The following is a 12,783-nucleotide window of genomic DNA, read 5'->3' on the forward strand; positions in this document are numbered from 1 at the left end:
TTTAATGTCGCTTAGGTCGCCGCGAATCATCTTTTCGCGGCTTGCGCTTCAGGCGGCTGAAAACTGACTGTACGGCCTTAAACCGTTGCGGATCACGGCGAGCATCCTGCACGAATTGACTAAAATCATGATCGCCGATGCCAATCTCAGGCGGTTCTTCTTTTTTATGCTTTAACCAGGCCATCACGACACCTCCGAATTATTATGGACACGACGAGATCGTTTGGCGCCTGACAAAATTAAGAACATGGCAACAGCCAAACCAATGACTGCAAAGACACTGTAGTTCGGAATCAGAATGAAGGCAATAAAGGCACACAAGCCTATCAGATTGCCTATTAAAAGCAGCCGTTGATTCTGACTCGCAAAATACGACAGCAAATGTAAGACGATCCCAGGCAACGTCAGCCACCACAAATGATTGGCCCACTGCATCAGTGTTGATCCAACACCCGTCAATGAGAAGCCGTTTGGCAATGTCGCCATGATGGCAGCAACTAGCATTACCAAGGCAAAGGCACCATATAAGAGGTCATACAGTGCCGGTACTTTCTTAATGGAAATTTTCAAGTGTCGACCTTCCCTTGTTTAGCGATAATCGTATTATACAAGGTTAAACGTGGCAATGCACGGAAGATGAAAACGACTTAATTAAAATAATAGTGTTTCGGGAACGGTTGGCTATTAAAAATATCGCTTTAAGCGGGGGCTGAAATTTTTGTCCAAACACTTCAAATCCAGAAAAATATTCACTTACTAATGGTTTTATAGAAATAAATGATGGTCATCCCGGGTTTTATGGCCGTTATCTTGGTGGTGTCCTGAACATAACCCATTTTTCTGTATAGATGAACCAACTTTTTCTCTTCAGCAATTGTATCCAGATGCCATGTCGTGATACTCGGATAAAAGATTTCAATGTCACGTAGCATTTGCTGCGCGTAACCTCGACCCTGAAATTGCGGTAAAATTAACAAGGGAGATAAACGTGCGATCTGCCTATCCTGACTGACAATGATTCGAAGCATACCTACGCGAACATTTCCGTGGCTAAAAAAATATAAGTGATTGGTAGGACGAGACCACTTTTCTTCTAGGAAAACTAATGATTCAAAAAAGGGTCAGTTTGGTCATCCTGGTACTTCAGAGAGATGGGTTTGAAAGAGGCCTGATACATCTGCCGAATAAGCGGTAAATCCGCTTGGGTGACGGTAGCAAAACTAAAGGATTCATTCATAGCGATCTCTCCCTAATTGATAAAATCACCACGGCTTATTCATAGCTCACAGCTTAACTGGCAACTGAACAACGATTAACCCTCTGATTCAACCGTAATTATCACACATTTTAAGACAATAGCTTCCCAAAGGTGGTCTGTTTTGTTATACTAGTTCTTGTGTTTTGGAGAGTTGGCAGAGTGGTAATGCAACGGACTCGAAATCCGTCGAACCGGCTAATACCGGCGCGCAGGTTCAAATCCTGTACTCTCCTTATTATTTCGATAAGAGCCGTCTGATATAACGCCAGTAAAAGGTGTGGTATCAGGCGGTTCTTTTTTCTTCCCGAAAATACGTCTCTATTGCTCACCACCAAAGTGATGGTTATGCGACCATTTTCTTTGCACAGAATTTAATTCAAATCTAATCATCCAGCGGGCTATGCGAAGAAGCTATTTAAGTTCATTTAGAAAACATGTTGGCAGCATCACTTAGGCAAGTATCAACGCTTGGCTTCTCTTTAATCGTCGTTTGCAGTTTGTTTTTATTTCCAGCAAAAGCAGTGATCAAATTATTTATATCTAATTGTTCTATTAAGAAGATACAGACATCTAATCTCCCACTCTTTATCGGATTGTCTTATTCTCAAGCTTCATATTTGCTCTCCTCTTGGTTAAAAAGGTGGAAATTGATCATTTCGTCTGGGAAATAACTTGTTCAAAAATCGGTGGATTATATTCTTTGACCAAAATCTTCAACCCAAACACACGAACAAGTAATCGCCAAGCTAATGTCGGCGACAAACATTAAGAACATCAAACCGATCGCTAGAATTATCTGACCAATGTCTAACATAGAATTGAACAGATAACATCATGCAAAATTCAAAGGGAACACTAGCCAAACAAACTTGATGCACTAACCACGAACTGATACATTTTGCCTGCTCGTCTTCGCTATGCAACAAGTTGTTTGACGGCTTAACTAACTAGTGTGAAAACCGGTGCCCGAAAAATGTAACTTTCTCCCCCGCTTCTACTGACTTTAGCTTCGGATGAACCCCCTATCGTCTTAAAAGGAATAATAACAAAGAATATCCGAACAGAAGAAGGTAAATTGGGAACTTAGGTTATTTTAAGCAGCAAGTCAAGTTATTTTGATGGCTACCCTTGCTTGCGTTAATTAAAGCGGCCAAGTATGCCATAGCAAACAAAATGTCTGCCACTATTTAGGTCAACAGGATGTTGAATTGTTGGCGTTTCACGGATAGCGTTCAGTAAATTTAAAATTTCAACGGGATTTAAACACGGTATTTGCTAAAAACGAAAGCTCTTTTCGGCTACTTGTTGTAAATATCGCTGCCGTTTTTTCAAAGTAGACTTTGTTATGCCGCCAAAATTATACCAGTAGGCGTGTTGCACCCCGATTTGTTTGAGTGTGTGATGCACAAAAACACCATTCAGCGCATTGCCGCAAAATAATCGAAGGTAAAATGTTGGCGAAGTCGAAGTCGTGAGAACGTAAGCATGTTGTAAGTTAGTCAGTAAACCTTTCACGCCGGTTTTAGTCACAATATGACTTAATCCCGGGCCTTCTTTCATCACTTTATCAATGAACCCCTTCAACATTGCTGGAATATCATTCCACCAAACTGGCGAAATGATGACTAAACCATCTGCCCTTTGTAAGAGTCGCAAATATTTCTGAACGAGCGGATCATGGGTTTTACCAGCATGAAACAAGCGAAGTTCTGCCACATCATAACTAGGAACAAATTGGTCTTGATAAAGATCAATAACCGTATAGGACACTTGATGGTGATCAAAATTATGTTCGACTGCTTCCAAAATTGCATGATTAAAGCTTTTTGCATATGGATGACAATAAACAATCAGAATTTTAGTCATTTGAAACCTCCAATAGATCCTTCAATGTTTTACGCACCAGATTAGGATCATAACTCGTAATGCCACTATCAATTAACAAACCGTATCCTTGAATAAATGACCACAACTGGATAAAAAGAATCTGGGGGTCAATAGTGATCCCGCGTTTGCGGAGTACGTCTTTTATTAGTTGGATCACTTGATCGTAAAATCCGAATTGCCCAGGTTCGACTTTCAACACATCGCGAGCTGCTGGATTGAAAAACAAAAAGTGCATCAAATGCGGATCTGCTTCAAACCGCTCTAAAATTTCGGCAGCCATCACCAAAAGTTTTTCTTCTGGATCGGTGATTTGCCCCAGCACTTGCGCCATCTCTGCCTCCTCTCGCTGTGACAGAAGCTGGGTAACAGCGCGCAATAGAGCGTCCTTGGTTGCAAAATGCTTGTAGAAAGCGCCAGTTGTCAATCCGATGGCCCGTGCCAATTTTCGTAAAGATAGCTGATCTTCACCATTTTCACGAATCATATTCATCGCTTGTTCTAAAATACGTTGGTCCGTATCATGACTGATTCCTACCAAATACTCACCCCCAAAAAAAGAGATAACACCGTTACCCCATTAATTAATTATAGGGTAACAGCGTTATCTCTCTTTTTCAATCCTTAATTTTAGTGTTCCAGCAATCTTTATCGTAACTGTTTCAGAAAGTCCCGCAAAAATCGCAATCTATCTTGCGCTTTGCAAAATAAATCAGTCTGATGCCGAGTCAACACTTCTTCTCTAAATGAGCGCTGGTCAATGTATTGATCGTATCGTAGCTCAATTTGAATGGCGGTGATATTAGGTTGATGGCCGTAGTAGCGCGTTATGTCGCCGCCACGAAATGGAAAGTTATTTTCAACTGTGAAATCATGTGCGACAAACGCGGCGGATAGCGTTTGTCGAAAAATTTTACTAGTTGTTCGGTCATGGTCATTGCCTAACACGATTGTTTTTGGCTTGATACCAGGGTAATGAGGATATTGGGCAAAACTATGCAAGTCAATTAAGTAAGCATGGCCAAATTTTGCCTGTTTTTGCTTTAAAATCATTGTTAGGGCGTGACGATACGGCCAATAATAGGTTCTCAACCGTGATTGCAGTGTTTCTGGCGGTAGCGGCCGCGCGTATAGAGGATGGTTGAACGTATTTCGCTGATAAATTGTGGCAGAACGATAATCGTGATCTAAATCTAAGGTAACAGCACGATTGGGATCGGCGACATAGCGATTAACACGATTAATCAGCGTCGTGAAGCCGGTTTGCGGCAGGAAGTCATAAAGCGCAGGCAAGAACCAGTCGGTATTGGCCAACACAGCCGTTGGCAATAAATGCTTACGCATGTCAGCCGGGATCCAAGTACCACTGTGCGGCAAACTAATCATAACAGGAGATGCTGCGTCTGCATGCAGTAACTCATAGGTAGCTGACAGTTGTTCGTTTTCGCTCATTGTCTTTTCCTCCTCGGTGACTGTTATCGGATATAGAACAGGTACAGGTTGAGACATACTTCTAAGTCGACAAAGCAAAAGCGAACAATTTTCCATTTGGAAATTTGTTCGCTTTTGCCTGCTCATAGATAATTTATTATGATTTTAAGGACCGTAGTGCCAAGGCGGAGCAATCGTAGGCCAGATGGGGCTCAGCCGTGCAAACAACACAGCGACGGTTTGTTGTTAGGCGACTTCGAGACCGGTCTTTGGGCTCGAAGCGCCGTCACAGCGTTCCAGCCCCAGCTGGCCGGAGATTGCGGAGTTTGGCACGGCAAGGAAATTTTGGCCTAGCATCTTCCTACGATTATTCGGAATTTAATGAATCACAAGTTCTATGAGGGTAAGATGGCTCACCCTCTTCCGCATACAGGTGATTTTTAATTACTTCTGGTGTCCTTCTTCAGGCAGCAAGATAGTTTGACTCTCGCCGTCGTCGTAAGCCATGACTGTGTCGGGAAAACTGGGATCATACGGGAATGGCAGATCAACTGACATCTCCGTTGCCGCGCCACTTTCACTAAAATGAACGGTCAGCTTCCCCTGATTATTCTGCAGATCGAAACGTAACAAGTTATTTAGCGGAACAACCCCTTGCAGATTTCGATCGATGATCATCCAAATGCTATCAATGATTTCACCTGGCAGATTCGAGATGACGCCAAAAGTCGCGAACCGACTGTGATTTGTCTCAAACATACACGCGATCTCCTTCCTTCAGTCTTGCGTGGCAATATCCGCAAATTGTGCATCAACAAATTGCGCCAAAATTTTAGGATCAATGCCAACTGAGCGACCCACTTTACCGGCGGAAACAATGATCGTTGCCTGGTCCTCAGCCTCTTGACTGATAAAAATAGGATACTTATGCCGTTCGTGAATGCCAATAGGTGTGTTAGCACCATGCTCGTAACCTGTGGTTTTCATGAGATCCTTCAGCGGCACCATGCCCACTTTGCGGTTACCAGAGACCTTGCTTAGTTTTTTATAATCAACATGCCGATCGAGCGGCACGACGCCGACCACCGGACCAGTTTTGTTGCCGGTCAAGACCAGCGTTTTATAAATCTGATGTTCTGGCACATCCAGATGGTCAATTGTCAGCTGAGCAACATCGCCCACCTCTTCAGTCGGAAATTCGTAAGGCACATAAGCGATCCCCGCTTTGTCCAACATTTTTTCGACCAAGGTCTTTTCAACCTTATTGTGATGTTTAGCCATCGCGATCCCCCCCTAAACGCGATCACAGTCGCAGCAATCTGCGTGTAAGAACCTCGAGTGCGATGAGCCCAAACCCGGTCATCACGCCTTAGGCCACTTACACGCCGGTTTCTAAGCGCGACTGCTCACGCTCTTGCTTAAATGCGCCACCTTGCGTAGCCAACCTACATGCATGTAAGGACCTTGGTCGCAATGGTCAAAAGACGGCCATCACGCCCAAGGCCGCTTACACGCCAGCTGCTAACCGCACTGGCTCACGCTCTGTCTTACGTTAATCCCGATGCCACTTAAAATACTAGGGCATTTTGACTGAAAATACCACTATCATGCGCCAGTGTATGACATCAGCGTGAACATGTCATAGTCTTTGATCTTGTCGCGGCCGTGCAAGTCGCTTAGCTCAATCAAAAAGGCGGTGCCGACAACGATGCCGCCAAGCTGTTCGACCAAGCGAATCGTAGCAGCAATCGTGCCGCCAGTGGCCAACAGATCGTCGCAAACTAGGACACGTTGGCCAGGTTTAATCGCATCTTTATGCAAGTATAAGGTGGCTTCGCCATATTCAAGATCGTAGCTGGCTTTAACGGTTGGCCGTGGCAACTTCCCTTTTTTCCGCGCCGGAGCAAAGCCAATACCCAGCTTGTACGCCACTGGACAGCCAACAATGAATCCGCGTGCTTCTGGGCCGACGATCATTTCAACGCCTTTGTCCTGTGCGTAAGCAGCAATTTCATCTGTCGCTGCAGCATAGGCTTTGCCATCTGCCATCAAAGGTGAAATATCACGAAAAATAATCCCTGGTTCAGGGTAATCCTGCACACTGGCAATGTAATCTTTAAAGTTGATGGTCATGATTCTACCTCACTGTCTGAATGCTCCGTCAGCAACATGGTTTCAAGCTGAGCGCGCGGCATGGTCTGTAACTGTTGCGCCAGATCTAGAAAGGCTGTGCGCGCGGCATAAGCCTTCGCCGTTTGCAGCGGCTTTTTCGCCGGGGCTGTGACTGGAGAAATAAAAGCACCCTCTATTGTAACAAAATCGAGTTCAAAAAACACCTGAACCGCCAAGATCACTTGATGGACAGTTAAATGGACCGCCTTAGCAATCGCTGGAATGTGATGCTTGTCGAACCCAGGATGGGCCTTCAGAAAACGCAACACGGCCCCAAATTCTGCCCGCGTCGGCATAGCAACCAAGCGGCTTGGTGCGCCGTAAAACATGACGGCAACAGGTGGCTGCACATACTGCATCACCTGATGCAACGCGGCAGCATCTTTTGGCAAGTCGACTAAAACTGCATTCGCTAAAGGCGCTTGAACCTGAGCAGCGATGGTCGTTGGCCCACCAAAGGAAAATTGCCGCTCAAACTGTTGCTTTACTTTCGCATCAAAAAACACATACGTGCGGCTGGCTTTGAACTGGCCGCCGTCAATCGTTGGCATTCGCCAGTCAATGACTTGCGGCTGTTTGACTTCATAGTCTTTCAACATGAGTTGTAGACTGGTATGACCTTGCCAAGTGTTTTGATCCAGCTGAACTGCCAATTTAACGGCCTGTGCCGTTGCCAGTGTTTCCGCAGCATCACCATAGCCAAAACCAATCACATTGATGCCTTGGTCGATTTGAAAACGCAGGTGATTGTTTTCTTTACCAATCTGTTTCACATTTTGGATAACTTGCGGGCGTACTGAGAAAACCGGTTCGGGATTGCCTTGACCAAACGGTGCCAACTGACGGATCAATTGATAGTGATCCAATGTCAAATCAGCATCTTCCAGCCTCGTGGTGATAGGCAATGTTGGTTTCGGAACAGTTTTCAGCATTGTTGCCGCAGCCGCCTCCATCTGTGCATGAATCGCTGGTAAATCCGTTGTTTTAGCTGTGAGACCGACAGCCATATGATGGCCGCCAAAATGGACCATGTGTTCCTTTGCTGGCTCTAAAGCTTTGAAAAGATGATAAGCCTCAATCGAGCGACCTGAGCCTTTGGCAGTTTCGCCATCATCTGCAATGTTCATAATTAACGTTGGCTTGCCTGTTGCTTCGACAACCTTGCTGGCCACAATCCCGACGACCCCTTCATGCCAACCTTTGCTGGCCAGCAATAATGTTTTGGCCGCTTGGTTTTCCGGCGCCTGTGCCATCGTCAAAGCTTCCTGAGCGATCTTTGCAACTAATCCTTGTCGTTCCTGATTTAGCTTGCCGACTTGTTCGGCTAACTCAGCAGCTACGTCATCCTCAAATGTCGTCAGCAACGTTACGCCGGGATTCGCGTCGCCCATCCGCCCAAGTGCATTCAACCGCGGTCCGATGACAAAACCGACCGTTGTTTCATTCACAGTTTCCGGGGCAACACCGGCTTCCTTTAAAATAGCCGCAAGCCCGACCCGTGGCTGAGTCTGGATCATTTTGAGTCCTAATTGCGCAATCACCCGGTTTTCATCGGTTAAGCTGACCAGATCAGCAATGGTACCCAAAGCTGCCAAGTCAACGCTTTCTAACGGTGGTTCGCCTAATAAGGCCGTTGCAACCTTAAAGGCAACGCCAGCCCCAGAAAGATCACCGAACGGATAATCGCCATCTGGATGCCGTGGATGAACAACGGCCACCGCATGCGGCAACTTTGCTGGCAACTCGTGATGATCGGTCACCACCACATCCATGCCTGCAGCCTGTGCCGGATCGATGACTGCGGCACCAGCCACACCGTTATCAACGGTGATTACCAACTGTGTGCCAGTTTTTTGCAAATAAGCATAAACTTCGGCATTCGGCCCATAACCATCGGTGAAGCGATCAGGAATAAACACATCCGGATCGGCGCCCAGACTTTGCAAGGTCTCAAGCATGATGGCACTGCTGGTCAACCCATCAACATCGTAATCGCCATAAATCGTGATTTTTTCATTTTGCTCAATTGCCTTCAAAATCCGGGCAACGGCTTTATCCATGTCATGCAAGGCGAATGGATCATGCAATCGACTAGTGTCTGGGTGCACGAACGCATCATAATCTGCCTGATCATTAATCCCGCGTTGCAGCAACAAGGTCGCTAAAAATGGTGGGACATTCAACGTCTCGCTAAGAGCATGCTCATCAGCTGCTGCAGGTTGTGGGGCGAGTTGCCATTGATACTGCGTCATATCGTCTCGTTCCTTTCTAACCGATCCAGTATACCAGAGAAAGCTTAGCGAATTAACCGGTAAACCTAAGTTATCTTTGGCAGATGCTGACTGACAGTAACACAAACAGAATGCGTATCGGCATGACATGTTATTGTGTCGGACATTCAATGCAAGCCGTCCGTGCGACTCATTGAAAACGTGATATAATTAAATTGTGAATAAGCCCAACTCCAGTCAGCGACTTAAGATGTGTGATCAGCTTAAGTTGGTCATGCGATAAGGAGGAAGCATCATGGCAAAATCTCAAGACCAATTCAATGAAAAGGTCGGTAAAGAAATTAACGTTTCTGACGAGGCCGTCGATAAAGCAGCTGCCCAAATCGAGAAAGTCGGTTACGTCACTGAAAAGGACGTTCCGGAAATGATCGATCGCGATTACACTCGGGCATTGTCCAAGAAGGTTTCGGCAAAACTTCACAAAGACAATGACGATGATTACTTCTACGAAGAGCCTTTTGACTATGAAAATGGCCGCATTGCAAATATCATGTGGGACATGGATAAAATTAAGACCCGCGAAGAAGCCATGAAAATTTTGGCTGATGAACTTGGCCTTACCGTTCCTAAGATTGTAATGCGTAAAATCGACGAACAGGTCTTCTAGTCTGGAGGACCTTCACAGCTTCAGTTTCTGCGGTTGTGGACGCGGTTCAACTTTAATAAAACAACCGGTATCCTTTGCGGAGCCGGTTTTTTTGTGAGCGCGAACAAACCACACTTAAAAAACGGCGCGTAAGTGGTCTTAAGGCAAACGGTCAAAACCGTGGCCTTATTTTTCACATGTAAGCCTTTTGCAATTGCGAGCACGTTATGGCGATAATCGGCAACATCAGGATAGCAGCTAGTGACAAGGATTTTTCAAACACATCATCATGCAACGGCCAGCTTATTGTGTGATAATGATGATAAAGAAAGGATGTGAATGCCATGGCTGACCAACAGGAATTAGATGATTTTTTTGCCCACGCCAAGGCTGCTCTAGATTTGCCCGCTGACACCTATGAAGATGCTTACCAACTCGGCGGTGCAAAATTTGCTGATAAACTCGCTGCATTGGTTAAAACCGGCAAGAAAACCGCAACTTCAAGCGGCTTTGAGCTGTATACTATTGAACAGGATCCGCTACCCAACGCCGGCGTCTATAATATTATCTTGAATCGGGCGGATAAGCCTGTTGCCTTGACTTTCACGGACAATGTTTTTGTGACGCCATTTATGAAAGTGACTGCCGATATTGCTAAACGCGAAGGAGAAGACGATCAATCCTTAGCTAGTTGGCGTGAAGTCCATCAAGCCTTTTTCAGTCGGGAATATCAAGCAAATGGCATTCAATTTGATCCAGAATCATCCATGGTCGTAGTCGAGGAATTTCATACTGTGTACCCAGTCGTTCAAACGAGGTGAAAGCAATGAATCTCAAGCATCGTACAGCGAGCACAGAAAAGAAAGTCACGCAAAAGCTCGATGACATCCCCCATCCCACACTTGATGCCACACTCTACTTACTCGTTTTCAGCATCACTGCCATCGGCGGCCTAGTTTCCTATGGCGCCTATCAGCTCTTTAAACCGGAGCGAAAGTTAGCCCACAAAGCAAAAACACTCGTTGATGAACATGAAGATGACCACCAACACGAGGCATAAAAAAAGCAGGTCACAACGGCCTGCTTTTTGCTTGTTTTGAAGAAGAGGTGGGCAAATCACCAAGGTCTTTGTTTCTATGAAAACAGAACTGCCTATTTACCTTGGCTTTCCTCATCATTCATCTTCAGAATACTCATAAACGCTTCTTGTGGAACTTCCACAGACCCCACTGATTTCATTCGCTTCTTACCAGCCTTTTGCTTCTCTAAAAGCTTCCGTTTCCGCGTGATGTCGCCGCCATAACATTTTGCAAGAACGTTTTTACGGTAAGCCTTCACAGTGCTTCTGGCAATGACTTTATTGCCAATCGCGGCCTGAATCGGAATTTCAAACTGTTGACGCGGTATCGTGGTTTTCAGACGCGCAACAATGGCCTTGCCGCGTTCGTAAGCAAAGTCCTTGTGCACGATGGTACTGAGCGCATCGACAGGATCGCCATTAAGCAAGATGTCCATCTTAACCAGATCACTTTGGCGATAGCCGGTGATTTCATAGTCCAGACTGGCGTATCCCTTCGTGCTGCTCTTGAGATCATCGAAGAAGTCGTAAATGATTTCTGAAAGCGGCAAGTTGTAAATCACATTCACCCGATACTTGTCTAAATAATCCATCGTCACAAACTCGCCGCGCTTACGTTGCGATAACTCCATGACTGGCCCGACATAATCATTAGGCACCATGATTGAGGCTTTGACATACGGTTCGCGAATTTCTTTGATTTCGCTAACTTCTGGCATGTCAGCTGGGTTGTCGATCGTTTTTTCAGTGCCATCGGTCATGATGATTTCATAATCCACACTTGGCGCGGTCATGATCAAGTCAAGGTCGTAATCGCGTTCTAGTCGCTCTTGGACGACATCCATATGCAGCAAGCCTAAGAACCCGCAGCGGAAGCCAAAACCAAGCGCCTGCGAAGTTTCTGGTTCGAATTCCAAAGCCGCATCGTTCAATTGCAGCTTTTCGAGGGCCTCACGCAAATCGTTAAACTTGGCATTATCAACTGGGAAAAGCCCTGAATACACCATTGGCGTGATTTTGCGATAGCCTTTCAGCGGCTTTTCTGCTGGCCGATCCGCTAAGGTCACCGTATCACCCACACGAGTATCCTGAATGGTTTTGATCGCGGCTGTGATATAGCCAACATCTCCGACCATTAGAAAATCACGTTTGACCGCTTTAGGCGACATCACGCCGACTTCGGTCACTTGAAATTGCTTGCCATTGCTCATCAGCTGAATGGTGTCGCCGACTTTAACTTGGCCTTCCTTGACGCGCACATCAAGCACAACGCCACGGTAATCGTCATAAACCGAGTCAAAAATCAGTGCTTGTAATGGCGCATTCAAATCGCCAGATGGTGCTGGCACATCGGTCACAATCCGCTCAAGAATTTCAGGCACGCCTAGGCCGGTTTTACCACTGGCCAAAATAGCATCGGAGGCATCCAGCCCGATCATCTCTTCAATTTCCTCTTTAACGACATCTGGCTGGGCACTCGGTAAATCAACCTTGTTAATGACCGGGATGATTTCAAGGTCATCATCGATCGCTAAATAGACGTTGGCTAATGTCTGGGCTTCGACGCCTTGGGTGGCATCCACGACCAGCAAGGCCCCTTCACAGGCCGCCAGACTGCGGCTGACTTCATAGCTGAAGTCAACATGTCCCGGTGTGTCAATTAGATGAAAAATATAAGTTTCGCCATTTTTAGCTTTGTAATGCAGTTCAACCGCATTTAGTTTAATGGTAATGCCACGTTCACGTTCAAGTGCCATATCGTCTAGCACCTGCGCCTGCATATCACGTTTGGCAATGGTATCGGTCAACTCCAAAATACGATCAGCAAGGGTCGACTTCCCGTGATCAATGTGGGCGATGATCGAAAAATTGCGGATATGCTTTTGGCGGTCCAGCATTTCTTCTTGATTCATGTTTAGTAGTGCCTACTTTCTAAGCGAATGTGATATGAGTTCTATTATAGCAGAGCTTGGCGCAGCTCGGTAGAAACGGACAGCTAAAGGTAGTGTCAGTTTGATCTTGATTCCATTCTGTAACGATTCAAACATGTCCCCATCAAAAAAGCGATCCATATAGGATCGCT

Annotated in this window: 13 protein-coding genes, 1 tRNA gene and 1 pseudogene; 4 read left to right on the forward strand and 11 right to left on the reverse strand. The window is 45.7% G+C overall.

What is annotated here, in order from left to right; genetic code table 11:
* Position 1: 1 nt before the first annotated feature.
* The 3 genes and pseudogenes from LBPC_RS07630 to LBPC_RS17260 form a co-directional block, all read right to left on the reverse strand.
* Positions 2-184 (reverse strand): hypothetical protein, encoded by a 183-nt coding sequence (locus LBPC_RS07630; RefSeq protein ID WP_003565717.1) that lies wholly within the window; start codon positions 182-184, stop codon positions 2-4.
* On the reverse strand, positions 184-570 hold the full coding sequence (locus tag LBPC_RS07635) for a hypothetical protein (RefSeq protein ID WP_003565719.1): 387 nt from the start codon (positions 568-570) through the stop codon (positions 184-186). Before LBPC_RS07635 ends, LBPC_RS07630 begins: the two co-directional genes overlap by 1 nt.
* Before the next feature lie 179 nt (positions 571-749).
* Positions 750-1,034 (reverse strand): annotated as a pseudogene (locus tag LBPC_RS17260) (GNAT family N-acetyltransferase); the annotation flags it as partial.
* A gap of 369 nt (positions 1,035-1,403) precedes the next feature.
* Here LBPC_RS17260 and LBPC_RS07650 point away from each other — a divergent pair.
* A tRNA-Ser gene (locus LBPC_RS07650) sits at positions 1,404-1,491 on the forward strand.
* Positions 1,492-2,533: 1,042 nt separating this feature from the next.
* Here the strand turns inward: LBPC_RS07650 and LBPC_RS07655 are convergent.
* The 7 genes from LBPC_RS07655 to recJ form a co-directional block, all read right to left on the reverse strand.
* Entirely contained in the window at positions 2,534-3,124 is a 591-nt protein-coding gene (locus LBPC_RS07655) for an NAD(P)H-dependent oxidoreductase (protein ID WP_003594613.1), read from the reverse strand.
* Positions 3,117-3,683 (reverse strand): TetR/AcrR family transcriptional regulator, encoded by a 567-nt coding sequence (locus LBPC_RS07660; RefSeq protein ID WP_003594615.1) that lies wholly within the window; start codon positions 3,681-3,683, stop codon positions 3,117-3,119. The genes LBPC_RS07655 and LBPC_RS07660 overlap by 8 nt, the downstream gene beginning before the upstream one ends.
* A gap of 107 nt (positions 3,684-3,790) precedes the next feature.
* A complete protein-coding gene (locus LBPC_RS07665; RefSeq protein ID WP_003594617.1) occupies positions 3,791-4,594 on the reverse strand; it encodes an N-formylglutamate amidohydrolase in 804 nt (267 codons plus the stop codon).
* A gap of 423 nt (positions 4,595-5,017) precedes the next feature.
* A complete protein-coding gene (locus LBPC_RS07670) occupies positions 5,018-5,332 on the reverse strand; it encodes a DUF960 domain-containing protein (RefSeq protein ID WP_003594619.1) in 315 nt (104 codons plus the stop codon).
* 18 nt (positions 5,333-5,350) lie between these two features.
* Positions 5,351-5,854, reverse strand: a complete 504-nt coding sequence (gene ybaK, locus LBPC_RS07675; RefSeq protein ID WP_003594621.1) for a Cys-tRNA(Pro) deacylase — start codon at positions 5,852-5,854, stop codon at positions 5,351-5,353.
* Positions 5,855-6,178: 324 nt separating this feature from the next.
* Entirely contained in the window at positions 6,179-6,706 is a 528-nt protein-coding gene (locus tag LBPC_RS07680; protein WP_003565731.1) for an adenine phosphoribosyltransferase, read from the reverse strand.
* Entirely contained in the window at positions 6,703-8,997 is a 2,295-nt protein-coding gene (gene recJ, locus LBPC_RS07685) for a single-stranded-DNA-specific exonuclease RecJ (RefSeq protein ID WP_041091508.1), read from the reverse strand. The genes LBPC_RS07680 and recJ overlap by 4 nt, the downstream gene beginning before the upstream one ends.
* A 274-nt stretch (positions 8,998-9,271) precedes the next feature.
* Here recJ and LBPC_RS07690 point away from each other — a divergent pair, with 274 nt between their 5' ends.
* The 3 genes from LBPC_RS07690 to LBPC_RS07700 all read left to right on the forward strand — a co-directional run bounded on the left by LBPC_RS07690 (position 9,272) and on the right by LBPC_RS07700 (position 10,682).
* Positions 9,272-9,643, forward strand: a complete 372-nt coding sequence (locus LBPC_RS07690) for a hypothetical protein (protein WP_003565736.1) — start codon at positions 9,272-9,274, stop codon at positions 9,641-9,643.
* A gap of 323 nt (positions 9,644-9,966) precedes the next feature.
* A complete protein-coding gene (locus tag LBPC_RS07695; RefSeq protein WP_003594626.1) occupies positions 9,967-10,443 on the forward strand; it encodes an ASCH domain-containing protein in 477 nt (158 codons plus the stop codon).
* A gap of 5 nt (positions 10,444-10,448) precedes the next feature.
* Positions 10,449-10,682, forward strand: coding sequence for a hypothetical protein (locus LBPC_RS07700; RefSeq protein ID WP_003594628.1), 234 nt, complete (start codon positions 10,449-10,451; stop codon positions 10,680-10,682).
* Positions 10,683-10,774: 92 nt separating this feature from the next.
* Here LBPC_RS07700 and lepA read toward each other — a convergent pair whose 3' ends face one another.
* The gene (gene lepA / locus LBPC_RS07705) at positions 10,775-12,613 is read right to left on the reverse strand and encodes a translation elongation factor 4 (protein ID WP_003575274.1); all 1,839 of its coding nucleotides are present in this window, start codon (positions 12,611-12,613) and stop codon (positions 10,775-10,777) included.
* Between the last annotated feature and the right edge of the window lie 170 nt (positions 12,614-12,783).

The sequence above is a fragment of the Lacticaseibacillus paracasei subsp. paracasei genome (assembly GCF_000829035.1).
In the GTDB taxonomy this organism is placed as follows: domain Bacteria; phylum Bacillota; class Bacilli; order Lactobacillales; family Lactobacillaceae; genus Lacticaseibacillus; species Lacticaseibacillus paracasei.